At 64.3% G+C, this 22068-nt stretch carries 23 protein-coding genes; 6 read left to right on the top strand and 17 right to left on the bottom strand.

Annotated elements, in window-relative coordinates; all coding sequences use genetic code 11:
- The coding region (locus GXB81_RS25080; protein ID WP_205990613.1) for an Hsp70 family protein at positions 1-2728 on the top strand (2728 nt) is incomplete at its 5' end.
- 81 nt (positions 2729-2809) lie between these two features.
- On the opposite strand, the gene GXB81_RS25075 is transcribed toward GXB81_RS25080, so the two are convergent.
- The 4 genes from GXB81_RS25075 to argG form a co-directional block, all read right to left on the bottom strand.
- On the bottom strand, positions 2810-3082 hold the full coding sequence (locus tag GXB81_RS25075) for a hypothetical protein (RefSeq protein WP_167282805.1): 273 nt from the start codon (positions 3080-3082) through the stop codon (positions 2810-2812).
- 294 nt (positions 3083-3376) lie between these two features.
- Complete coding sequence (locus GXB81_RS25070; RefSeq protein WP_167038143.1) at positions 3377-4369, bottom strand: sensor domain-containing diguanylate cyclase; 993 nt, start codon at positions 4367-4369, stop codon at positions 3377-3379.
- A 183-nt stretch (positions 4370-4552) separates the two neighbouring features.
- Complete coding sequence (locus GXB81_RS25065; RefSeq protein WP_205990612.1) at positions 4553-4726, bottom strand: hypothetical protein; 174 nt, start codon at positions 4724-4726, stop codon at positions 4553-4555.
- A gap of 63 nt (positions 4727-4789) precedes the next feature.
- A complete protein-coding gene (argG, locus tag GXB81_RS25060; RefSeq protein ID WP_167038140.1) occupies positions 4790-6124 on the bottom strand; it encodes an argininosuccinate synthase in 1335 nt (444 codons plus the stop codon).
- A 282-nt stretch (positions 6125-6406) separates the two neighbouring features.
- Between argG and GXB81_RS25055 the strand changes: the two genes are divergently transcribed.
- Positions 6407-7624 (top strand): amidohydrolase family protein, encoded by a 1218-nt coding sequence (locus tag GXB81_RS25055; RefSeq protein ID WP_167038138.1) that lies wholly within the window; start codon positions 6407-6409, stop codon positions 7622-7624.
- 35 nt (positions 7625-7659) lie between these two features.
- Here GXB81_RS25055 and phnX read toward each other — a convergent pair whose 3' ends face one another.
- Together phnX and GXB81_RS25045 are read right to left on the bottom strand one after the other, a co-directional pair.
- The gene (gene phnX / locus GXB81_RS25050) at positions 7660-8463 is read right to left on the bottom strand and encodes a phosphonoacetaldehyde hydrolase (RefSeq protein WP_167038136.1); all 804 of its coding nucleotides are present in this window, start codon (positions 8461-8463) and stop codon (positions 7660-7662) included.
- Between the two features lie 74 nt (positions 8464-8537).
- Positions 8538-9833, bottom strand: a complete 1296-nt coding sequence (locus GXB81_RS25045; RefSeq protein ID WP_205990611.1) for a 2-aminoethylphosphonate--pyruvate transaminase — start codon at positions 9831-9833, stop codon at positions 8538-8540.
- A 119-nt stretch (positions 9834-9952) separates the two neighbouring features.
- On the opposite strand from GXB81_RS25045, the gene GXB81_RS25040 reads away from it, so the two are divergent.
- Complete coding sequence (locus GXB81_RS25040) at positions 9953-10873, top strand: LysR substrate-binding domain-containing protein (RefSeq protein ID WP_205990610.1); 921 nt, start codon at positions 9953-9955, stop codon at positions 10871-10873.
- Positions 10874-10956: 83 nt separating this feature from the next.
- On the opposite strand, the gene GXB81_RS25035 is transcribed toward GXB81_RS25040, so the two are convergent.
- The 5 genes from GXB81_RS25035 to GXB81_RS25015 all read right to left on the bottom strand — a co-directional run bounded on the left by GXB81_RS25035 (position 10957) and on the right by GXB81_RS25015 (position 13544).
- Positions 10957-11310: a hypothetical protein gene (locus GXB81_RS25035; protein WP_205990609.1), complete on the bottom strand. Its 354-nt coding sequence runs from the start codon at positions 11308-11310 to the stop codon at positions 10957-10959.
- Between the two features lie 59 nt (positions 11311-11369).
- Positions 11370-11627 carry a hypothetical protein gene (locus GXB81_RS25030; protein ID WP_167038128.1) on the bottom strand — a complete coding sequence of 86 codons (258 nt, stop codon included), beginning with the start codon at positions 11625-11627 and terminating at the stop codon, positions 11370-11372.
- A 60-nt stretch (positions 11628-11687) separates the two neighbouring features.
- Positions 11688-12098 (bottom strand): hypothetical protein, encoded by a 411-nt coding sequence (locus GXB81_RS25025; RefSeq protein WP_205990608.1) that lies wholly within the window; start codon positions 12096-12098, stop codon positions 11688-11690.
- 343 nt (positions 12099-12441) lie between these two features.
- Positions 12442-13188: a glucose 1-dehydrogenase gene (locus tag GXB81_RS25020; RefSeq protein WP_205990607.1), complete on the bottom strand. Its 747-nt coding sequence runs from the start codon at positions 13186-13188 to the stop codon at positions 12442-12444.
- Positions 13185-13544, bottom strand: coding sequence for a hypothetical protein (locus GXB81_RS25015; RefSeq protein ID WP_205990606.1), 360 nt, complete (start codon positions 13542-13544; stop codon positions 13185-13187). Before GXB81_RS25015 ends, GXB81_RS25020 begins: the two co-directional genes overlap by 4 nt.
- Positions 13545-13576: 32 nt before the next feature.
- Here GXB81_RS25015 and GXB81_RS25010 point away from each other — a divergent pair, with 32 nt between their 5' ends.
- Positions 13577-14938 (top strand): MFS transporter, encoded by a 1362-nt coding sequence (locus tag GXB81_RS25010; RefSeq protein WP_241016504.1) that lies wholly within the window; start codon positions 13577-13579, stop codon positions 14936-14938.
- 299 nt (positions 14939-15237) lie between these two features.
- On the opposite strand, the gene GXB81_RS25005 is transcribed toward GXB81_RS25010, so the two are convergent.
- Positions 15238-16011 (bottom strand): sulfite exporter TauE/SafE family protein, encoded by a 774-nt coding sequence (locus GXB81_RS25005; RefSeq protein WP_205990605.1) that lies wholly within the window; start codon positions 16009-16011, stop codon positions 15238-15240.
- Positions 16012-16238: 227 nt separating this feature from the next.
- On the opposite strand from GXB81_RS25005, the gene GXB81_RS25000 reads away from it, so the two are divergent.
- Together GXB81_RS25000 and GXB81_RS24995 are read left to right on the top strand one after the other, a co-directional pair.
- Complete coding sequence (locus GXB81_RS25000; protein WP_205990604.1) at positions 16239-17123, top strand: LysR family transcriptional regulator; 885 nt, start codon at positions 16239-16241, stop codon at positions 17121-17123.
- A gap of 223 nt (positions 17124-17346) precedes the next feature.
- Positions 17347-18234, top strand: coding sequence for a LysR family transcriptional regulator (locus tag GXB81_RS24995; RefSeq protein ID WP_167282782.1), 888 nt, complete (start codon positions 17347-17349; stop codon positions 18232-18234).
- Between the two features lie 50 nt (positions 18235-18284).
- On the opposite strand, the gene GXB81_RS24990 is transcribed toward GXB81_RS24995, so the two are convergent.
- The 5 genes from GXB81_RS24990 to GXB81_RS24970 all read right to left on the bottom strand — a co-directional run bounded on the left by GXB81_RS24990 (position 18285) and on the right by GXB81_RS24970 (position 21918).
- Positions 18285-18956, bottom strand: a complete 672-nt coding sequence (locus GXB81_RS24990) for a DUF799 domain-containing protein (protein WP_205990603.1) — start codon at positions 18954-18956, stop codon at positions 18285-18287.
- A 10-nt stretch (positions 18957-18966) separates the two neighbouring features.
- On the bottom strand, positions 18967-19332 hold the full coding sequence (locus GXB81_RS24985; RefSeq protein ID WP_167282778.1) for a DUF4810 domain-containing protein: 366 nt from the start codon (positions 19330-19332) through the stop codon (positions 18967-18969).
- Positions 19333-19529: 197 nt separating this feature from the next.
- A complete protein-coding gene (locus GXB81_RS24980; protein ID WP_205990614.1) occupies positions 19530-20195 on the bottom strand; it encodes a CsgG/HfaB family protein in 666 nt (221 codons plus the stop codon).
- Positions 20196-20676: 481 nt separating this feature from the next.
- Positions 20677-21051, bottom strand: coding sequence for a copper resistance protein CopC (locus GXB81_RS24975; RefSeq protein WP_205990602.1), 375 nt, complete (start codon positions 21049-21051; stop codon positions 20677-20679).
- 12 nt (positions 21052-21063) lie between these two features.
- Complete coding sequence (locus GXB81_RS24970) at positions 21064-21918, bottom strand: hypothetical protein (RefSeq protein WP_167038671.1); 855 nt, start codon at positions 21916-21918, stop codon at positions 21064-21066.
- Between the last annotated feature and the right edge of the window lie 150 nt (positions 21919-22068).

Here is a 22068-nt window from a genome sequence, read left to right as displayed (position 1 = left end):
CAAGGACGCCGCGCAGCCGGTCGTGGTGGGCCAGCTCGCGCGTCTGCTCGGCGCGCAGGTGCCGGGGCGGCTCGTCGCGAGCGCGAAAAGCTGGCTCTCGCATGCTTCCGTCGATCGCGTTGCGCCGATCCTGCCGTGGGGCGCGCCCGACGAGGTCCGCAAGGTCTCGCCGGTCGAGGCAAGCGCGAGCTACCTCGTGCACGTGCGCGCCGCGTGGAACCAGCAGTTCGCCCACGCGCCGCTCGAACAGCAGGACGTCGTGCTGACGGTGCCGGCTTCGTTCGACGAAGGCGCGCGCGCGTTGACCGTCGAAGCGGCGCGGCTCGCGGGTCTGCCGTCGCTGCGGCTGCTCGAGGAGCCGCAGGCCGCGTTCTACGACTGGCTGTTTCATCATCGCGAGCGCCTGGCCGGCGAACTCGCGAAGACACGGCTCGTGCTGATCTGCGACGTCGGCGGCGGCACGACCGATCTCACGCTGATCGAAGTCGCGTTGCGCGGCGACGGCGAGCCGCAGTTGACGCGCATCGGCGTCGGCAATCACCTGATGCTCGGCGGCGACAACATGGACCTCGCGCTCGCGCATCTGGTCGAGGCGCGGCTGCCGGGTGGGGCCGGCGGTGCCGCTGGCTCCGGTGACGTCAGGCAGGCGCCGCAGCGCTTGTCGGCGGCGAGCCTGTCGCAATTGGTCGAGCGCTGCCGCAGCGCGAAGGAACAACTGCTTGGCGCGCAGGCGCCGGAGTCGGCTTCGATCACGCTGCTCGGCGCCGGGTCGAAGCTGATCGGCGGAGCGCGCAGCGCGCAGGTCACGCGCGACGAGGTCGAAAAGATCATCGTCGACGGGTTCTTTCCGAAGGTCGCGGCGCACGAACGGCCGGGGCGGCCGCGCGGCGCGATTGTCGAATTCGGTCTGCCCTATGCAACCGACGCGGCGGTCACGCGCCATATCGCGGCGTTTCTTGAGCGCTTCGCGGCGCAGTCGCGCAAGGCGCTGGCCGTGGGTGCAGAAGCGGATGCGAACGCAGATGCGCCGGCGGATACGGCCAGCGCGTCGGGCCCTGGCAACGCAACCGCCCTGCCCGTGCCCGACACGCTGCTGCTCAACGGCGGCGTGTTTCGCGCCGACGCGTTGTCGCGCCGTCTCGCCGAAACGCTCGGCGACTGGCGCGGCGCACCGCTCAACGTCCTGCACAACGACAATCCCGACGTTGCGGTGGCGCGCGGCGCGGTGGCCTATTCGCTCGCGCGCGCGGGCTTGGCGCCGAAAATCGGCGGCGGTTCCGCGCGCAGCTATTTTCTCGTGCTCGACGAAACCGGCGCGGGCAAGCCGGATTCGGCACACGGCTCAACCCAGGATTGCGCGCCGAACCCGCCACACGACACCCCACCCGCATCGCGCGGCATCTGCCTGCTGCCGCGCGGCACCGAAGAAGGCCACGAGATCCTGATCGCGGAGCGTACCTTCGCGTTGCGGCTCGGGCATCCGGTGCAGTTTCACCTCGTGTCGTCGAGCGCGGACACCGTTTATCAGCCCGGCGAACTCGTCGATCTCGCGGGCGGCGACTTCATTCGTCTGCCGCCGGTCGCGACCGTCGTGCAGCCGCGCGACGGCCAGAATGCGCGCGAGACCACCGTGCGCATCGCGACGACGCTGACCGAAGTCGGCACGCTCGACGTGCACTGTCTCGCGCTCGACCACCCCGCGCAACGCTGGCGGCTCGAATTCCAGTTGCGCCGCGACGCCGCGCAGGTGGATCTGCCGGCGGATGCCGCGCACGAACGCCATCCCGCGCTCGATCGCGCGATCGAACTGATCGACCGCTGTTTCGGCTCGCGCGCGCAAAACGTCGATCCAAAGGAAATCAAACGGCTGCGCGCGCAACTCGAACAGCTGCTCGGACCGCGCGATAGCTGGAACAGCGCATTGCTGCGCGAGCTGTTCGGCGCGCTCTGGGAACGCGCGCGCCGCAGACGGCGCTCGGCCGATCACGAACGGCTCTGGCTCAACCTCGCCGGCTATTGCGTGCGGCCGGGCTTCGGCTATCCGCTCGACGAATGGCGCGTCGAGCAGCTGTGGTCGCTGTTCGACGACGGCATTCAGTACGTCAACGATAGCCAGGTCTGGTCCGAATGGTGGACGCTGTGGCGCCGCGCGGCGGGCGGCCTCGGCGAGGACGCGCAACTACGCGTGCTCGAGGCGATGGACTATCTGGAGAAGGCCGCGCAAGCGCGCCACAAGCTGCCGTTCGATGTCGCCAAGACCGGTTTTGCCGATAGGGTGCGGCTGTCCGCCTCGCTCGAACGGATTCCGGCCGAGCGCAAGATCGAACTCGGCGAGGCCGTGCTCGCGCGCCTGAAGAAGCCTGCGGAAAACCACCAGAGCTGGTGGGCGGTCGGGCGTATCGGTGCGCGGCAGCCGTTCTACGGCAGCGCGCATAGCGTCGTGCCGCCCGCGGTCGCCGCGCAATGGCTCGACGCGATTCTCAAGCTCGATTGGAAGAAGATCGACCCCGCCGCATTCGCCGCCGTGCAGATCGCGCGCATGACCGGCGACCGCTCGCGCGATCTGCCTGACGATCTGCGCGCGACGGTCGTGCGGCGGCTCGAAGCGGCGAGTGCGCCGCGCGCGTGGGTCACGATGGTCAGCGAAACGGTCGCGCTCGATAACGCCGATGAAGGTCGTGTGTTCGGCGAGTCGTTGCCGGCGGGGTTGAAGCTGATCGGCACTTGAGGCTTGAGGTTGGAAGCCTCAAGCCGAGGCGTTTTTTGCGGGCAGCGCGCCTGCGCTGTTCCGCGCCGGTTTTCCCGCGCTCTATTGACGCAATCTGAAACTCAATACCGCCTGCGCCGCGTCGAGATCGCCCCGTTCCTGAAGTCTCTCCGCGAGCAGTTCGCGAAACATTGGCAGCTTGTTCGCGTCGTGTTGCTGGCTGAACTCGCGCAACACCTCGGCAATTGCCGCATGCTGGCTTTCCGGCGTCAGCGTACTCGCGACGTACGAACTGCCGCGCGCCAATTCCAGCAGATAAAGCAACCGGCAATGCGTCTTCTCGGCTTGCCGGCCAGGTTTGCGTCCACGGGGCATCGTTATTGTTCGCAGCCGTTATTCATAAGGTTATCTCAACAGTGCAAGCTTAAGAAAACCTTATGACCGTTCGTGCAGCGGCAATTTGCGCGTACGATTTTGATCGTACGCATTAACGGGGAAGTAATGGGGAATGCGTTGCCTGCGATAGGCAGGCATGGTACGCATCGCCGGCCGGAAACGGGAAAACAGCGAACAGCAAGCGCAGGCAGCGCTCAAGGCAAGCCAACTGCGTGCCCGATCGTCAGGATCGCTGATGATCGGGCACGCCGCGCCGTACTATGGTTTTACGCTTTACGCCATCGTTACGCGGTTGCGCCCGCTATGCTTCGAGCGATACAACGCCTGATCCGCACTCGCGAAACCATCGCGATGCGCGGGCCGCGACGACTCCGTGATGCGCGTCAGCGACGCGCCCACGCTGACGGTCACGATGCCGAGCGGCGACGCGCCATGCTCGATCGCGAGATCGGCGACACCACGGCGCAGCGCTTCGAGCGTGTCTTCGAGTTCGAACGCTCGCGCCTGCAGCACGAGCAGCCCGAACTCCTCGCCGCCCATGCGTCCGGCGACGATGCGCTCGTTGTCGGCGGCGGCCTGCATGACCGAGGCGACCTTGCGCAGACATTGATCGCCGGCCTGATGCCCGTACGTGTCGTTGTACTGCTTGAACCAGTCGACGTCGACCACCACCGAGCCCATTACGTCGCCCTCTTGCGCTTCTTTCCAGCGGCGCGCGATGCTGTCGAGCAGGAAGCGGCGGTTATAAAGCTGCGTGAGCGGATCGATCGCGGTGGCGGTGCGCATCTTCAGATCGTTTTCGATCATCGCGCGCAGATGGTAGAACACGCCGCGTTGCCCGGCATCGAGCCGGCCCGGCGACGGGTCCATCGCGCACAGCGCACCGACGATCTCGCCGTTCGGCGCGCGTAGCGCAATCGCCGCATAAAACCGCACGAACGGATGACGCCGCACGAGCATGCATTCGCGGAAGCGGTGGTCGTGATGCGCGTCTTCGATCACGAACAGATCGGCGTCGCGCACCGCATAGTCGGCGAGCGAGCAGGCGCGCGTGACGAGCGGCATCGCCATGCCGACTTCGGCGCGGTAATGCTCGTGCTCCTCGTCGAGCAGCACGATTGCGGTGATCGCCGCGCCGGTCACGCTCTTGAGAATCTCCGCCGCGTGCGTGAAGCATTCGCGCATTACCTGATCGTCATGCAACAGCCATTCGATGACCGAAGACTCCACCTCGGCTTCGCCGGTCGCGGGGGGCTCGATGGGCATCCGGCTGGCCAGGCGGTCGTTACTGTAAGCGAGTTGCACGGCGAGGTTCCAGAATGGGATTAGCTCATGTCAACGGCATAGGCCGGCGAAACTTGAGCGCCGATCGAGCGATCGCGAGAAAAGATGACGAGGGGGCGTGATTGAGCGAACCATGCCTCGTTGCGAGGCGATTTCATGCCGTATTCAGCAGACAAATACGTCGTACGAAGCTGTCGTGCGGAGCCGCTTCGACGTCGCGGCGATCAGGCGGATCGATGAGGAATTGGCGGTGGAAAAACGCAGCAGCGAGGAGGCAAAAGCACGAACGGACGGCGGAAAAAAGAAAACGGGGAAGGACATCCCTTCCCCGTTCTTCACGAGCCTGCTCCGGATTGACGCCCGGATTTACTCTCGCACGGACTCGCGCATTGACTCTGGCAGTTACTCTTTATCCGACTTCACCTGCGGCAGCGCCGAGACGTCGTTCGACGACAGCAGACCCACCTGCGAGTAGATACGCAGCTTGTCGCGCGTATCGGTGATGTCGAGGTTGCGCATGGTCAACTGACCGATGCGATCGCGCGGCGAGAACGTCGACGCGACCTTCTCCATCGACAGACGCTCGGGCTGATACGTGAGGTTCGGCGACTTCGTGCTGAGGATCGAGTAGTCGTTGCCACGGCGCAATTCGACCGTCACTTCGCCGGTGATCGCGCGCGCGACCCAGCGCTGTGCCGTTTCACGCAGCATGATCGCCTGCGGATCGAACCAGCGGCCCTGGTACAGCAGACGGCCGAGACGGCGGCCGTTTTCGCGGTACTGCTCGATCGTGTCTTCGTTATGGATGCCGGTAACGAGACGCTCGTACGCGATGTTCAGAAGCGCGAGGCCCGGAGCTTCGTAGATGCCGCGGCTCTTCGCCTCGATGATGCGGTTCTCGATCTGGTCGCTCATGCCGAGACCATGACGGCCGCCGATGCGGTTCGCTTCGAGCAGCAGCTCGACCGCGTTCGGGAACGTCTTGCCGTTCAGCGCGACCGGCTGGCCTTCCTCGAAGCGGACCGTCACTTCTTCCTTCGCGACCTGCACGTCGTCGCGCCAGAATGCGACGCCCATGATCGGGTTGACGATCTTGATGCCCGATTCGAGGCTTTCGAGGTCTTTCGCTTCGTGGGTCGCGCCGAGCAGGTTCGAGTCGGTCGAATACGCCTTCTCCGCCGACATCTTGTAGTCGAAGCCCGACTGGCGCATGAACTCGGACATTTCCGCGCGGCCGCCGAGTTCGTCGATAAACAGCTGGTCGAGCCAGGGCTTGTAGATTTTCAGGTCCGGGTTGACGAGCAGACCGTAGCGGTAGAAACGCTCGATGTCGTTGCCCTTGTACGTGCTGCCGTCGCCCCAGATGTTGACGCCGTCTTCCTTCATCGCGGCGACGAGCATCGTGCCCGTCACGGCGCGGCCGATCGGCGTCGTGTTGAAGTAGGTGACGCCCGCCGTCGAGATATGGAACGCGCCGCATTGCAGCGCCGCGATGCCTTCCGCGACCAGTTGCGCGCGGCAGTCGATCAGGCGCGCGCCTTCGGCGCCGTATTGCGTGGCGCGACGCGGGATCGAATCGTAGTCGTCTTCGTCGGGCTGACCGAGGTTGGCCGTGTAGGCATACGGCACGGCGCCCTTCTTGCGCATCCAGTGCAGCGCGGCGCTGGTGTCGAGGCCGCCGGAAAACGCGATACCGACCTTCTGGCCGATCGGAAGACTTTCAAGGATTGTGCTCATAAGCAGTAGCGTTAAACTCGACGTACGGGGAGATTGGGGGTAACAGCTGAGTATCGGGCAAGCCTGGCGATCAGGCAAGTTCGCGGGAGTATACCGTGAACAGGCGCTCAGCCTTGGTTTTTGCCCGCCGGCGGGGGCTGGCGCGGCCCGTATCGCCGTCTGTCCGTCGCGTCGCGAGCGGCCTGCGTTGCTCGCGCTTGAAACCGCTGTGCAATCGCTTTGTAGTCGCTTTGCAGCCGCTTTCATCGTCCCTGTCCTCACCCTCTTCCACTCGACGCCGCCATGACCACGACCGCCACGCCTCTCACGACGAACGCCTCGCTCATCACCAACGTGCGTCTTGCCGACGGCGCGCGCGTCGACGTATCGATTGCCGCCGGCCGCATCGCCGCGCTCGGTCCGGGCCTCGCGCGCGAACCCGGCATGCGGATCGAGGACGGTGCGGGCGCGCTGCTGCTGCCCGGTTTCATCGAAGGCCATACGCATCTGGACAAGACCCACTGGGGCATGCGCTGGTATCGCAACGAGGTCGGCCCGAAGCTCACCGACCGTATCGAGAACGAACGGCGCTGGCGCGCGCAAAGCGGCCACGATGCGGGCGCGCAGTCGCTTGCGCTCGCGCGCGCGTTCATGCAGGCGGGCACGACGCGTTTGCGCACGCACGTCGATATCGATACCGACGCGGGTCTGCGTCATCTCGACGGCGTGCTCGCGACGCGTCAGACCCTGCGCGACGTGTTCGACCTGCAGATCGTCGCGTTTCCGCAATCGGGGCTGCTCGGCCGGCCGGGCACCGACGCGCTGCTCGATCGCGCGCTGGCTGCCGGCGCCGACGTGCTCGGCGCGCTCGACCCGGCGCTCATCGACGGCGATCCCGTGCAGTCGCTCGACCTGACGTTCGGCCTCGCGCAGCGGCATCAGAAGCCGATCGACATTCATCTGCACGAGCCGGGGGAAATCGGTGCGTTTACGCTCGGCCTGCTGCTCGATCGCGTCGCGGCGCTCGGCATGCAGGGGCAGGTGGTAGTCAGTCACGCGTTCTGTCTCGGCGCACTGCCCGAGCGCGAACGCGATGCCCTGCTCGCGCGTCTCGCGGACCTGCGCGTCGCATTGCTGACCACCGCTCCACCGTCGGTGCCGGTGCCACCGCTCAAGGCGTGCCTCGAACACGGCGTGACACTGTTCGGCGGCAACGACGGCATCCGCGATACGTGGACGCCCTACGGTTCGCCCGACATGCTGGAACGCGCGATGCTGATCGCGATGCGCTACGGCCTGCGCCGCGACGACGACCTCGCGCTCGCGTTCGATTGCGTGAGCGGCGTGGCCGCGCGGGCGTGCGGATTCGAGTCGTATGGCTTGCAAGCCGGTGCGCGCGCCGACCTCGTGCTGGTCGAGGCGGACACGCTCGCGCATGCGATCGTCGCGCGGCCGGTGCGCAAGCTCGTCATGGCCAACGGCAAGGTGGTCGCGCGCGATGGCGCGCTGGTTGCTCAGTAGACGCGCAGCAGGTCCAGTTCAGCGCGGAGAAAACCTCAGGGCCGCTCGCCACGCGCGAGCCGCGCGTCGATTTCGTGCACGACCGGCAGCAGATCGGCCACGCTGTCGATCACGTAATGCGCGCCCGCCGCCTTGAGCTTGCCGATCGCGGCGCGACGGCGCGCGGCGAACTCGTCGGCGGACAGCGCCTTCACTTCCGCTTCGCTCATGCCGAACGCGTTGCCGCTCACCGCGACGCCGACCGCCCACGTGCCGCCGTTGATGCCCTCTTCGATGCCGACCTCGGTATCGTCGACCTTGATCGCCTCGCGCGCGCGCCATACGCCCAGTTGCGGCAAGGTCTTGTAGATCATGTACGGCGACGGCCGCCCTTCCGGCGTATCGCCGGTGCAGACGATGCTGTCCGGCGAGAAGCCCTGCGCGGCCGCGCCCGGCACGATTTGGTCGATGATCTCGCGCGTATAGCCGGTGGTCGTGCCGATGCGCACGCCGTCGTGACGCAATGCGCTCGCGACTTCGGCGACGCCGGGAATCACCGCGCTATAGCTGGCCGCGACCGCGATGTTCTTCGGCACGAACACGTCGTACACGGCATCGATGTCGGCCTCGCCCGGCGCGTGGCCGTAGCGCTCGGCCCAGGCTTGCGCGACGCGCGGCAGCGCCATCAGCGCCGCGATATGCGGACGCTTGGCCATGCCCATCGGGCCGCGCGCTTCGTCGATCGTGACCGGCACGCCGAACTGCGCGAAGGTTTCGACGAACGCGCCCATCGGCGCGCGCGAACCGTAATCGACCACTGTGCCGGCCCAATCGAAAATCACCGCTTTAACGTGCTTCATCTTTCCCGATCCTTTGCAATCCGAATGTGTTGCGCGAGTGCCGCACAAGTGCCTGTTGCACCTGTTGTGCCCGTTTACGCGGCCTGCGCGAGTTGCTTGCGTTCTTCGAGCGCGGCGGCCGGCGGCGCCGCATGCGGCACGCCCATCGTGCGCAGCGCCTGCGCACAGGCGTCGACGACGCGGCGCATCACGGACGCGTCGACCTGGCCGATGCAGCCGATGCGGAAACTGTCCACCACCGTCAGCTTGCCCGGATAGATGATGAAGCCCTGCTGCTTCATCAGTTCGTAAAACTGGGCGAATTCGAACGACGGATGGGCCGGCGAGAAAAACGTCACGATGATCGGCGAGCGCCAGTGCGCATTGAGCAGCGGCTCGAAGCCGAGTGTCTGCATGCCGGCGACCAGCACGTCGCGATTGTTTTCGTAGCGTGCGAGCCGCGCCGGCTGTCCGCCTTCGAGCGCGTAAAGACGCAGCGCCTCGATAAATGCCGCGACCGTATGCGTGGGCGGCGTGAAGCGCCATTGGCCCGTGCGGTTCATCACGTCCCATTGATCGTGCAGGTCGAGCGCGAGCGAATGGCTGCGGCCCTTCGCTTCCTGCAACGCGCTCTTGCGCGCGATCACGAAGCCGAAGCCCGGCACGCCCTCGATGCACTTGTTCGCCGACGAGACGAACGCCTCGCAGACGATCTGCCGCACGTCGAGCGGCACCGCGCCGAAGGCGCTCATCGAGTCGATCAGCAGCTTGCGGCCCTTCTTCGCGACGGCGGCCGCGATTTCTTCGAGCGGGTTCAGGATGCCCGAACTGGTTTCACAATGAATCGCGACGACGTGCGTGATCGACGGATCGGCGTCGAGCATGCGCTCCACTTCGACGCCGCGCGGCGGCAGATAGTCACCCTTGTCGAGCAGCGTGCAGGCGCGGCCGAGATAGCCGAGCGTCGTCGCCGCGCGCTTGCCGTAGGCGCCGTTCGCGAGCACGAGCGCGTGGCCGTCGCGCGGGATCAGGCTGCCGAGCATCGCTTCGACGCAGTAGCTGCCGCTGCCTTGCAGCGGCACGCAGTCGTACTCGCCCGCGGTGTCGCCGGCGATTTCGAGCAGGTTCGCGCGCAACTGCGCGGTCATCGCGCGGAAGTCGCCGTCCCACGAGCCCCAGTCGCGCAGCATGGCCTGCCTGGTCGCGAGCGCCGTGGTCAGCGGCCCCGGCGTCAGCAGATAGGGCTCGCCACCGGCCGGCGCGGCGCAGGCGTTTTGAGCGCGGGTGGCCGACGGCGCTGCCGGCGTGGCCGCTGCCGTCGTGCCTGCCGGTGACGCCGGTTGTGCCGACGTGGCTGCTGCCGCTGCTGAACCGCCGATCACGCTTTCCATGTCCGCCACTCCGCTAGAACTGATGTCGATAGCCGACACAGTATAGAAAGCCTGTCCATCGGTAAAATCGATATAATTGATAGAGGTATCGCTAAAACTTATTCGATAGCGAGGCACACGTGCAATATGCGCAATTACGGGCGTTTCATGCGGTCGCGGAACATGGCGGGTTTTCGAAGGCGGCGCAGGCGCTGTCGCTGACGCAGCCGGCCGTGTCGGATCACGTGCGGCGGCTCGAACAGGATTACGGCGTCAAGCTGTTCGAGCGCGGGCCGCGCGGCGTCGCCACGACGGAACTCGGCTTGCGGCTTTTCAGCGTAACGCGGCAGATGCTCAGCTGCGAGCGCGACGCGCGACAATTGCTCGAATCGGCGGGCGGGCTCGAATCGGGCTCGCTGTCGCTCGTCGCCGACGCGCCCGATCTCGCGGTCGCGCTGATCGGCGCGTTTCGCAAGCAGCACCCGGGCATCGTCGTGACGCTGTCGGTCGCCAATGCGGCCGAGTGCATGCAGCGCGTGCTGTCGAGCGCGGTCGACGCGGCGATCACCGCCGCGCCGCAGGTGCATAGCCGGCTCGAAGCGCGCGTGTTGCGGCGCGACCCGCTCGTCGCGATGGTGCCGGCCGGCTACGCGGTCGCAAAAAAGCGCCGGCTCAGCTACGCGGAACTCGTCAGGCAGCCGATGATTTTCCGCGAGCCGCAATCGGTCACGCAGCAACTGCTTGAAATCGAGCTCGTGCGCGAGTCGTTGCAGGTCGAGCCGGTGCTTTATGTCGACGGGCGCGAGGCGCTGGAAGAAGCGGTCGCGCAAGGCATGGGCGTCGGCGTGATCGCGCGCGCGGAATTCAAGGAGTCGCGGCGCATCCGGATGGTGCCGCTACAGGATTGCCAGGTCCAGATGACCGAATCGCTGACGCGGCTCGCCGAACGGCCGGGCTCGAATCTGCTCGATGCGTTGTTTGCGGTGGAGTTGGCGGGGGCGGTCGAGGGGGAGCCGGAGTCGGTTAAGGCCGATTCCACGCGGGTGCCGCATAGTTCGTAAAATTTCTGTGCGCTGGAAAGACGGACAGCAAAAAGCCGACCCGCGAGAGTCGGCTTTTCGTTGATAGGCATGCGAATGGTGAACTACCGATACTCGTCAATCTCAAGCGTCTCGAACTCGACAGCCAACTCCGCGCCGGCCGTTGCAAGGATTATCGCGACCTGGCGCCCAGGCGTGTCAGAAAAGCGCTCGCTTTTCGAAAGCATGGCAAGTGCGAGGTCGTAATTCGTATCCTCCGGCTTGAGAAGCTTTAACTCGAAGACAATGTTATTGGATACGCTGAAATGTTCAACGGTGCAGCGACTGGTTCCGCTAAAAGTGGCGGTTGCCCGCTTCCCGTCATCTTCCAGCAGGACAATGAGTTTGTGCCTGTCGCGAACGGCAAGAGCACTGATATTCCAGTCGTGGAAGTAGTCAAATTGAGTTAACTTGTCCATCAAACAATCACTTTTCAAGGCAGCCGGGAATACTCATTGAACGACAAACAGAAAACGCGCTAAGGCGCGGGCGTGACCGAAATGAACTGCTTCAACTCTGGCTTGTATTCAGCCAGCAGGCTCAGAATGGCCGCACCGAAACGACGTGCGAATTCGTCGTCAATGTTGAAATCGAACTCTTCCAGCAGCACGGGAATATCCAGTTTCCCCTCACACAGGGGACGTACCTCAGCCTCGGCGACAGCATTGCACACCAGCATTTTTTGCTCGGTATCGTAACGAACGACAATCGAACTGGGGGTTCTTTGCTTGCTCATATTGGTCTCGTGTATCCCATGCAAGTGTTGGCATGGCTTGACGCACATTCAACGTAACCGCTACTGCCTCGTACAACACTTGTTAGGGCAGTCAGGCTCAAACGAGATTTCAACGCGCCGACCGTTTTCGACATCGTTCTTCGAATAGACTCGTGAACTTGCCTTTACCGTTCCACGCAAGAAGCCAAATTGATCGAGCACGGCTCTACCCGCTATCAGGCGCGCTTGGGCCAATTGCGCTGGATTCCGTTCGCGTTCCTCAGCATGCCCGCTTACCCACGTTATTTCTTTGGTTTTGTGATTCGCGTAGGTAATCTTTTGATCGGCTACCCAGTTGACTAGTCGTAAAACCTCATCGGCGAGAATAATCGCGCTATCTGGCGGGAAATAGATATCGAAATTCTCGCCAGGCATACATGCGAAAACGGATCCCGATATCAGCATCGAAAGAATGGCATAGAGCTTATGCATTGTAGGTGACATATCCGGCGATGCTGTCAGCGTTATCGATTGCTCTTTTAAAGTCATTCCGGAAAAACATGAGGACTCCGCTGCACAGCAGCTTTCGGGCGAAACGCTGATCGTAGCAGTTCATAGGCACCCAGCGGTACATCTACAACGAGCCTTGACAACTTTTAACTTCGCATAGGAATGCGATTGGTTTTTGATCTGTGCCAAGGCGAATTTGATATATCGCAAACACGCAAAGCAAACGACAAACGGCGCGGCCTTCCCCACTTCAGGCCACGCCGCTCGCAACGAGCGTTACATCCAATCAAACCAACGCCAAATCAATACCCCGCCCCCCCCCACCTCACCGCAGCCCGCCACTCGCGATCAACGATTCCCCCGTCAACCAGCGCGAATCGTCCGAGGCGAGGAACGTCACGACATCGGCGATATCGTCGGGCCGGCCGATGCGTCCGAGCGGCGTTGCGCTGAGCGTCCACGTTTCGAGGTCGGAGCCGATCACGCCGGCGCTATGCGCGCCCTCGGTCTCGACCATGCCCGGATTAACCGCGTTGACGCGAATCCTGCGCGGGCCGAGTTCCTTCGCGAGCACGCCCGTGATGCCGTCAACCGCGCTCTTGGTCGCCGTATAGACCGCGCTGCCCGACGGCGTGATGCGGCTCACGATCGAGCCCACGTTGACGATGCTCGCGCTCTCGCCGAGATGCTTGACGGCCGCCTGGGTCACGAGCAGCAGACCGAGCACGTTGATATTGAAGTGGCGATGAAAATGCTCCTCAGTGATCGCTTCGATCGGCGCGAATTCATAGACGCCCGAGTTGTTGACGAGGATATCGAGCCGGCCATACGTCTCGACGGCCGCATCGACAATGCTCTGCGCGTCCGCAGCCTTCGACACGTCGCCGCCGACGGCGACCGCCTTGCCGCCCCCTTCGGCGATGTCGGCGACCACCTTGTCGGCGCCCGCGCGGCTCGACGCGTAGTTCACCACCACCGACGCGCCCTGCGCCGCCAATGCCTTCGCAATCGCCGCACCGATGCCTTTCGATGCGCCCGTCACAACCGCTACCTTGCCAGTGAGCTTGCTCATGATGTGTCCTCTGAAGGGTTCGCGCCGGCGTGCCGCTGCGGGAAACCGCAGGGTCCACGCCGATGAAGCTGCAAATGCAGTGGCGCTGTCATTGAACACAATGTAGGTAGCGCGGCGAGCCGGATAAAGCGAATCGAGCCGAACAGATACGCCGGTTGCGGCGAACAATCGACCAGGCGACCAGCCGGCTTGCGCCGGATCGCGTCATTTACACGGGCCTTACGGCCATTGTTTTCCGCTTTGCGCGTCCAGCCGATGCTTCTATAATCGTCCCATCTGTAAATCGTCATTTCACATATAAAACAAAAGACGCTTATCCCTTCGAGCCGCCATTCGGCGAATCCCATCGAATCCATCGCGCTCGCCGTCTTCTGAACGAGAACCTGTCATGTCTGCCTTGCGCCCCACCCGTGTGCGTTACTGGATGCTGTTGCTGGTGTTCGTCGGCACCGTCGTCAGCTATCTCGACCGCGCGAATCTCGCCGTCGCCGCGCCGCTGATGAAAAACGAGTTCGGGCTCGGCCCGGTCGAACTGGGCTTTATCTTCTCCGCGTATTCGTGGACCTACGTGATCGCGAACATTCCGGGCGGCTGGGTCGTCGACCGTTTCGGCTCGCGCGTGATGTATGCGTGCGCGATCTTCATCTGGTCCGCATTCACGTTCGCACAGGGTTTCGCGGGACGTTTCGCGACGTTGTTCGGTTTGCGCCTCGGCGTGGGCGTCGCCGAAGCGCCGACCTTTCCGGTCAACAATCGCGTCGTCTCGATCTGGTTCGCGCAGCACGAGCGCGGCTTCGCGACGAGTGTCTATCTGGTCGGGCAGTACGTCGGCATGGCGGCGCTCACGCCGCTGCTGTTCTGGATCGCGCATCGCTTCGGATGGCGCGAGATTTTTCTGTTCACGGGCGCGCTCGGCATCGTCTGGGCCGCGGTCTGGTACGCGATGTATCGGGACCCGGAGCACAGCCGGTGCGTCAATGCGGCCGAGCTCGACTATCTGCGCGAAGGCGGCGCGCTGATCGACCGTCAGACCGGCACGCGGCAGCATCACGCGTTTCCGTGGCGCAAGCTCGGTGTGCTGTTTCGCAACCGGCAGATCATCGCGATCTGTGCGGGCAAGTTCGCCTCGCTATCGTCGCTGTATTTCTTCCTGACGTGGTTCCCGACCTATCTGATCTCCGAGCGCCACATGACGATCCTGAAGGCCGGCAGCGCGAGCGCGGTGCCGTTCGTCGCGGCGTCGGTCGGCGTGGTCGCGGGCGGGCTGTTATCGGACTGGCTGCTGCGGCGCGGCGCCTCGGTCGCGACCGCGCGCAAGACGCCGATCATGACGGGCCTGCTGCTCGTGCCGACGATGACGCTCGCGGTGCTGACCGACACCAACTGGATCGTGATCGCGATCATGTCGTTCGCGTTCTTCGCGCAGGGCGTCGCGTCGGCCTCGTGGTCGCTCGTCGCCGACATCGCGCCCGAAGGCATGGTCGGCATCACGGGCGGCGCGGTCAATTTCGCGGGCAACCTGTCGGGCATCGCGACGCCGATCGCGATCGGCTTCATCGTGCGCGCGACCGGTTCGTTCGGCTGGGCGCTCGGGCTCATCAGCCTGTTCGCGATCATTGCCGTGCTGTGCTACACGTTCCTGCTCGGCGAGGTGAAGCGGATCGAGATTGGAGATGAGCGGCGCAATGCAACTGACAATGCGGGGCCGCGTGACGCCGCGCGGGATTCGGCTGATGAAACGCGTGTGTGAGGCGAGTCCACGGTGGTGAGTCAACGCGGGTGAAGTGAAGCCGGTTGAAATTGCCAGGGTATGCCAACGAGTGCCGATGCGTGCCGATACGCAACATGCGCAACATGCGCAACATGCGCAACGTGCGCAACGTGCACATCATGCGCACCGGCGCGCGGCAAGCCACACCGCCGCTCACCGCCTGCGCATGAGCGCAATCTGCACGGCCACGCTCGCGAGCACCGCGAGCGCGCCGAGCGTATCCAGAATAACGGGCCACACGATCTCCCTCCTTCGATATCCACTGCGCTCCTGTCTTGTCAAACGAACGCGCGCGCGGTCAATTGAACGCCGAGGCCGAGCAGACAGACGAAGAACCAGCGCCGGAAACTCGCCGCGCCGATGCGTCCGCGCACGCGCTGGCCGAGCCACATGCCGACGAGCGCCGGCAGCACGGCGGCAAGCGAGTTGCCCAGATCGTCGAGCGCGAATGCATGCGCGCCGGCGAGTCCGATCGCGAGTGCGAGCGTCGACACCGTGAACGACAGTCCGAGCGCCTGCACGAGGTCCTCTTTTTTCAGGTCGAGCCCCTGCAGATAGGGGACGGCCGGCACGACGAACACGCCGGTTCCACCGGTCAGCACACCGGTCGCCACGCCGATCACGGGCGAGAGCCAGCGCTCGTGGCGCGCCGGCACCGGAAAGCGCCACGCGAGCAGGCCGGCCGCCGCATAGAGCATCAAGGCGGCGCCGAGTCCCGCGACCGCCCATGCGCCGCCTCCGCCCGCGATGAACGGCGCGGCCACGAGCGTGCCGACGACGATGCCGGCCATCATCGGCCAGAGGCGCTGCGCGAGCGTGCGCACGCTCGCTCCCGCGAACAGTTGCCACACGTTCGTGACGAACGACGGCAACAGCAGCAGCGCGGCCGCCTGCGCCGGCAGCATCAGCGTGCCGAGCACGCCCATCGCGACCGTCGGCAGCCCCATGCCCGTTACGCCCTTGACGAAGCCGGCCACGACGAAGGTGACGGCCACGGTGCCGACACGCGCGACGACAGGCAGGGCAAGCAGCGGCGCAAACGAAGAGGCCATCGGCGGAATTCCGTTGAAGAAGCGATGCTGGCGATTTTCAAGCGCCGCAACGCGCTCCACAATGCGTAAGATACGTAGCGTGGCTTAGTCTGGGGCTAAGGCAGAAGCTCAAGCTGAAACGCTGAAGCTTGAGCGATGCCGTGCTGAAGCCAGCGCCCCGGATCGAACCACCCCAACACTTCGAGCTTCGCCCACCCTCTCTCGCGGCTTGCCCCGCCCCCTCGCCCATGCGCTTCGACCTCATCGATCTGCGGCTCTTTCTGCACATTCTCGATACCGGCAGCATCACGCACGGCGCCACGCGCACGCATATGTCGCTGCCGTCGGCGAGCGCTCGGCTGCGCGGCATGGAAGAAACGCTCGGCATGCCGCTGCTCGAACGCGGCCGCCGTGGCGTCGAGTCGACACCGACCGGCGACACGCTCGCGCATCATGCGCGGCTCGTGCTCGGCCAGATCGACAGAATGCAGGGCGAGCTCGGCGAGCATCAGCAAGGACGCAAGGCATGCATCCGGCTGTGGACCAATACCGCGGCGATCACCGAGTTTCTGCCGTCCGCGATCGGGGTTTTTCTGCGCGAGCATCCGAACGTGCAGGTCGATCTGAAGGAGCGCCAGAGCAGCGAGACGGTCAAGGCGGTGCTGAGCGGCACGGCGGAGATCGGCATCGTCTCCGATGCGGTCGAGCACGGGGCCTTGCAAACGCTGCCGTTCGCGGTCGACACACTCGTGCTCGTCACGAGCCGCGACGATGCGCTGGCCGCGCGCCGGCGCGTCGCGCTCGCGGAAGTGACGGAGCGTGAGTTCATCGGCCTGAGCGCGGACAGCGCGCTGCAAACCTATCTCGGCGAACGCGCGTTGCTGGCCGGCCAGGCGCTCGCGTTCCGCGCGAACGTGCGCACTTTCGACGGCGTTTGCCGCATGGTCGAACAGGGCGCGGGCATCGGCATCGTGCCGGCCACGGCCGCGAAGCGCTATCGTGGCACACCGGGTATTCGCACAATCGAACTGAGCGATCCGTGGGCCACGCGCCGTTTGCTGATCTGCATGCGCGACCTGAATACGATGCCGCGCGCGGAAAAAGCCTTGGTCCGGCATCTGGCGGGCATCTAGCGAACCTGCTTCGCATCGCTTCAGACGATGCGCGGCCGCGCTCGCGATTTCACGGCTATTGCTATCATTCGTTGCCGTCCCGGACCGCTGCACCGGGAGCACGGGCGGGCATGCTCAAGCGTGCTCGGGCACCAGCAGGCGTAAGCAGGCACAAGCAGGCACGCCCAGACAGACAAAAAGGAAACACACCCGGCATGCCGTCCGGCACGCACGAGAGGTATGCATGGAATTTCGCCAGCTTCGCTACTTCATCGCGGTCGCAGAGGAAATGAACATCACGCGGGCGGCCAACCGTCTGCATATGACGCAGCCGCCGCTCTCGCGGCAGATCCAGCAGATCGAGGAAAGCGTGGGCCTGCCGCTCTTCGAGCGCGGCTCGCGGCCCTTGCGGCTCACCGAGGCCGGGCGCATTTTCTACACCCAGGCGAAACGGCTCGTCGACGAAGCCGACGAACTCGCGCCGCTCACGCGCCGGCTCGCGCAACTGGCCGAGCGCATCGTGATCGGCTTCGTGCCGTCGACGCTCTATGGCGCCCTGCCCGCCGTGATCCGCGCGTTTCGCGAGGCCGCGCCGAATATCGAGCTCTCGTTGATCGAAATGTTCACGATCGAGCAACTGGCCGCGCTCAAGGGCGGCCGTATCGACGTGGGCTTCGGCCGTCTGCGTTTCGACGACGAACAGCTCGCGCGCGAAGTGCTCGTTGAGGAACGCATGATCGCCGCACTGCCGCAAGACCATCCGCTCGCGCGGCAAAAGAAGCCGTTAACGCTCGCGGCGCTGGCTCAGGAAACGCTGATCGTCTATCCGAGCACGCCGCGGCCGAGCTATGCCGACCAGCAGCTTTCGGCGATGCACGATCAGGCGCTCGAACCGAAGGCGATTCATGAAGTGCGCGAATTGCAGACCGCGCTCGGTCTCGTCGCGGCGCAGGTGGGCGTGTGCCTCGTGCCGGAGAGCGTCGAGGGTCTGCGCGCGCATGGCGTCGCGTACCGGCAGATTCCGTCGGCCAATGCCGCGTCGCCGATCATCATGAGCCGCCGTCTGCAGGACGAATCGCCCGCGACGACGCTCATGTGCTCGCTCGCGCGGCAGTTGTTCAAGCGGAGCTAAGGGTCAACTGAGGGGCAACCGGGGGGCCGCGGTGTGGCAAGCGCGGCGCGTCAATCCGTGCCGTACTTCGGCGAACGCGGCCCATACAGCAGCCCGTTCGGCGGCCCTGCCGACAGCAGACGCGCGCTCGTCAGGCCCGCCACCTCGTGGCCTTCGTCCATCAGCGAATGCGCGACCTGCCTGACCGCGGCCTGCACGAGCATCCCGACGAGCCCGCCTCCTATGTTGACGTTCATGCCGACCTCTTTGCCGGTTGCGCTGCCGAGGCCTTGCCAGAGCACGTCGCCGGTTTTCAGATCGACGAGTTTCGCCGACGCGGCGACGACCGTCGTGCTGTCCACGATCTGGTAGACCGAGCCGTATTGCGTGATCTTCGAATACAGCACGGCGTCCGCGCCGAAGATGTCGCGCAGCTTCGCGGGCGCGACCTGCTCGATGTCATTTGGCGTCGTGAGGCCGTTCTGTTTGAAGGTCTCGTCCATCAGCGCGACCGGAATCACGTAGTAGCCGGCTTCCGCGAGCGGCAATGTCATTTGCGACAACACGCTCGACGACGCCTTCACGTCCGCCGTCTCATTCACGGGCGGCAACACGAGAATCGCGCGCGGTTGCGCTTTCTTGAACGCGGTGTAGTCCGCTTGATGCGGCTGGCTCGCGCACGCGGCCAGCAGGCCGAGAATCGACAGCGCCGACACGAGCTTCAGGGAAATCAGTTTCAGCATGGCGTAGCTCTTATTGTGGTTTGGACTTCTTCAACAGAAAGTCCATGTACGTCGACGATTCGGGGAACAGCTGCTCCTCGGCCACGAATTCCTGCTGCGCGTCCTGGTCCTTGCCGACGCTCGCGTACAGCATGCCCAGATGCGCATGGAAACCGGGCGGCGGCGTCTTGCCTTGGGCGCGGATCGTCTGCTGCGCTTTTTCGAGCGCGTCGATCTGCTGCTGCGGGCTCGACTGTCCCTTGAAATATTCGTAGACCTGCGGCTGATAAGCGTCCCATTGGTACAGCGGCGCGGGCCGTTGCGCCGCGCATCCGCCAAGCAGTGTCGCGGCGACGAGCGGCAACCATGCGCCTTTCGTCATGAAGGTGGTTTTCATTGGATCGATGAGGTGAGTCGAAAAAAGAGTGGGCAGCGCGATGCGGAACGTGGGGAGAAATTCGGTATGAAGTGTGATTTCAAGCGCGACTTCAAACGTAATTTCAAACAGGATTTCAAGCGCAGCTTCGGACGTGAAGCGAATCGCGCGCCGCGCCGCATTGCGCTATTTGTGAGGTGTTCCGTTCTGGCGTGCGCTTATCTGGCGGCATTCAACGCGCCGGCATCGACCTGCTCGACGAGATGATTGACCGCTTCCTGAATCGCCAGATCGAGCACCTTGCCGTTCAGCGTCGAGTCGTAACCGGCGGTGCCGCCGAAGCCGATGATCTCGCGGTTCGACAGGCTGAATTCGCCCGCGCCCTGGCTCGACAGCACGACTTGGGACGTCGTCGTGTCGACGATATTGAGGTTGACCTTCGCGTAGGCGATCTGATTTTTGCCGCGGCCGAGAATGCCGAACAGTTGCTGATCGCCGACTTCCTTGCGGCCGAACTCGGTCACGTCGCCGGTCACGACGAAACGCGCGCCCTTCAGGTTCTGCGCTTTCTTCATGAACGCGGCTTCCTGCCTGATCTCGTCGAGATTGTCGCGATCGAGCACGTTGAAGCGATGCGTCTGTTGCAGACGCGTAATCAGGATTGTTTTCGCCTGGCTGCCGAGACGGTCGATACCGTCCGAGAAAATGCCGCGCATATAGCTCGAACGATTATCGAATTTGCCGAGCGAGACTTCGACCGGCTTGCCGGCATAAGGCGTTTGCGCACTGGAGACCACTGGCACCGGCAAGGTTTGCGACGATTCGGTTGCACAACCGCCCAAGGCGCCGGCGATGGAAAACAGCGCCAGCACGCCGAACTTCATAGACGTTTTCAAAGGATGGACCCCGATGGAAAGACCAGATAAACAGCTTCGCGAAGCGTCCGTTTCTTTTGCAGCGGACGTCGCCTGATCTGAATGATGAGCAATGGATCGCTTCGCAGCGGTGCTGCATGACGACGCGAACGGCAGGCGTTCGCGCGATGCCTGTCGCGCCGCCCAGCGGATCGCCACCTTATCGTGGCCGGCTGGCGCGAACTGTCACGCTTTGCAAAATACGTCGTACGTGTACAACGATTTCAGGAAATAAGCCTTGTCTGATTGATTCGAACTACTGCAAATCGGCTCGGCTTTTTATATGGTGACTCGGCGTTGGGATAGATGTTCTGGAACAGGCGAAATATGAGCCGCGCCATCGATGCTTTTAAAAACCCGATGACGCGGCCTGGCTTTTTAACCGGTTTTTCTACTGTTTTTTTCCGGCGTCCTATCTCAGTCTTATTTCACCTCATTGCCCCGACTTCATTTACTTCACATCGAACCCATAATCGCCATGCGTGCGATGTCCATCCGATGCGACGGCCACCCAATGCACGGTGTAGTGTCCCGCGGCGAGCGTCGGCAACGGCACCGTCATCACGGCGGCCTGCTGCGCATCGACCGCGGATTTCTGCGCGTTGACCTGCTTGCCGCTCGCATCGGTGACGGTCAGCGAGCTGAACGCCGGTTCGAGCGGCCCGTCGAACGTGATCCGCACTTGCGCAGGCGAGGCGATCGTCGCGCCCGCGCCCGGCTCCTGCTTCTGCGGAAACACATGCGCGAATGCGGCGCTCGCGAGCGTGGCGCCGGCGAGCAATACGGCCGCGCGCAATGCGCGAGTCTTCAGGTTCTGTTTCATCATCGTTCTCCTGCGTTACTGAAAGAGTGGTTTGCCGAGCGTGGCCGGCGCGATATCGTCGAAGAACAGGTGCGCCTGCACCAGAATGCCGACGTGCGAGCCGCTTGCCCGGTTGAGCGGAATCTGCGCTTCGATGCCGAATTGCCCGTAGCGATTCATCCAGATGAAGCCCGGATTGACCGTGCCGGTCGTTTGTCCCTGGCTGCGCGACAGCGGAATTTCCACGAGCGGAATCAGGTTCGCGAACGGCTGCGGCAGGCCGGTGTCGTGGACGTGCTGCTGCAGATACGGCAGGCTGTACTGCACCGTGAAGCCGTAGTCGAACGCGTTCGGCTGACCCGCGCCGGTGGTCAGCGCGGGGCCCGCCTCGGCCGTTACCGCCACGGGGCGCAGATAAGCGAGCGAGTCCGGCAGATCGCCCATGCCCTTGCCGACGTAGACGGTCGGCGAGATCGTCGAGAAGTTGTCGGCGATCGCGCGGCTGCCGGTGCCGCCGAGTTCGGCGTTCACGCCGATCGAGGTCATCAGTTCGTGCGGCTCGTTCACGTACAGCAGGTACTTGAGGCCGACGCCGAAGTTGTCGAAGCCGCGCGCGCCCGGGTTGTTCTGCATGACGTAGCCGCCGTCGACCGAGACCGCGAGGCGCGGCGTAATCAGCTTGTCGTATTCGAAGCTGAACGTGTTGACGCTCTGGTCGCCGTTGTCGCCCGGTACGCGTTGATGGCCGTACTCGAAGTCGGCTTCGTCGCCGACGCCGGGGTCGTCGACGGCAAGCGTCGAGGGAAAGACGCGGTCGCCCGCGATTGCATGGGCATGGGCGAGCGACGGCGCGCCCAGCGCGATCAAGGCCGTGAGCAAGGCCGCCGGCATGGCATGCGAGGCCGCGCCGACGGTTGCGTTGCAGGCCGCATTGAAGGCCGCGCCCGGCAGCCCGGCCGCGAAAGCGGCGACCGATGTGGTAACCGATACGGTAGCTGATGCGGCCGAAGCGCCGCGCCGAGCCGGCGCGGCGGCCAACGC

It is taken from the genome of Paraburkholderia sp. Ac-20336 (genome assembly GCF_017105025.1).
Lineage (GTDB): Bacteria > Pseudomonadota > Gammaproteobacteria > Burkholderiales > Burkholderiaceae > Paraburkholderia.
This window is presented reverse-complemented; position numbering and strand designations above follow the sequence as displayed.

What these genes read in the sequence shown, in the direction of transcription:
- GXB81_RS24995 (WP_167282782.1), top strand. Translation starts at nt 17,347, where the DNA reads ATGGAATTTCGCCAGCTTCGCTACTTCATCGCGGTCGCAGAGGAAATG.
- GXB81_RS25015 (WP_205990606.1), bottom strand. Translation starts at nt 13,544, where the DNA reads ATGGATTCGATGGGATTCGCCGAATGGCGGCTCGAAGGGATAAGCGTC.
- GXB81_RS25010 (WP_241016504.1), top strand. Translation starts at nt 13,577, where the DNA reads ATGTCTGCCTTGCGCCCCACCCGTGTGCGTTACTGGATGCTGTTGCTG.
- GXB81_RS24970 (WP_167038671.1), bottom strand. Translation starts at nt 21,918, where the DNA reads ATGCCGGCGGCCTTGCTCACGGCCTTGATCGCGCTGGGCGCGCCGTCG.
- GXB81_RS24980 (WP_205990614.1), bottom strand. Translation starts at nt 20,195, where the DNA reads ATGAAGTTCGGCGTGCTGGCGCTGTTTTCCATCGCCGGCGCCTTGGGC.
- GXB81_RS25035 (WP_205990609.1), bottom strand. Translation starts at nt 11,310, where the DNA reads ATGGACAAGTTAACTCAATTTGACTACTTCCACGACTGGAATATCAGT.
- GXB81_RS25000 (WP_205990604.1), top strand. Translation starts at nt 16,239, where the DNA reads ATGCGCTTCGACCTCATCGATCTGCGGCTCTTTCTGCACATTCTCGAT.
- argG (WP_167038140.1), bottom strand. Translation starts at nt 6,124, where the DNA reads ATGAGCACAATCCTTGAAAGTCTTCCGATCGGCCAGAAGGTCGGTATC.
- GXB81_RS25075 (WP_167282805.1), bottom strand. Translation starts at nt 3,082, where the DNA reads ATGCCCCGTGGACGCAAACCTGGCCGGCAAGCCGAGAAGACGCATTGC.
- GXB81_RS25030 (WP_167038128.1), bottom strand. Translation starts at nt 11,627, where the DNA reads ATGAGCAAGCAAAGAACCCCCAGTTCGATTGTCGTTCGTTACGATACC.
- GXB81_RS25070 (WP_167038143.1), bottom strand. Translation starts at nt 4,369, where the DNA reads ATGCCCATCGAGCCCCCCGCGACCGGCGAAGCCGAGGTGGAGTCTTCG.
- GXB81_RS25005 (WP_205990605.1), bottom strand. Translation starts at nt 16,011, where the DNA reads ATGGCCTCTTCGTTTGCGCCGCTGCTTGCCCTGCCTGTCGTCGCGCGT.
- GXB81_RS25025 (WP_205990608.1), bottom strand. Translation starts at nt 12,098, where the DNA reads ATGCATAAGCTCTATGCCATTCTTTCGATGCTGATATCGGGATCCGTT.
- GXB81_RS24975 (WP_205990602.1), bottom strand. Translation starts at nt 21,051, where the DNA reads ATGATGAAACAGAACCTGAAGACTCGCGCATTGCGCGCGGCCGTATTG.
- GXB81_RS24990 (WP_205990603.1), bottom strand. Translation starts at nt 18,956, where the DNA reads ATGCTGAAACTGATTTCCCTGAAGCTCGTGTCGGCGCTGTCGATTCTC.
- GXB81_RS25020 (WP_205990607.1), bottom strand. Translation starts at nt 13,188, where the DNA reads ATGAGCAAGCTCACTGGCAAGGTAGCGGTTGTGACGGGCGCATCGAAA.
- GXB81_RS25055 (WP_167038138.1), top strand. Translation starts at nt 6,407, where the DNA reads ATGACCACGACCGCCACGCCTCTCACGACGAACGCCTCGCTCATCACC.
- phnX (WP_167038136.1), bottom strand. Translation starts at nt 8,463, where the DNA reads ATGAAGCACGTTAAAGCGGTGATTTTCGATTGGGCCGGCACAGTGGTC.
- GXB81_RS25045 (WP_205990611.1), bottom strand. Translation starts at nt 9,833, where the DNA reads ATGGAAAGCGTGATCGGCGGTTCAGCAGCGGCAGCAGCCACGTCGGCA.
- GXB81_RS24985 (WP_167282778.1), bottom strand. Translation starts at nt 19,332, where the DNA reads ATGAAAACCACCTTCATGACGAAAGGCGCATGGTTGCCGCTCGTCGCC.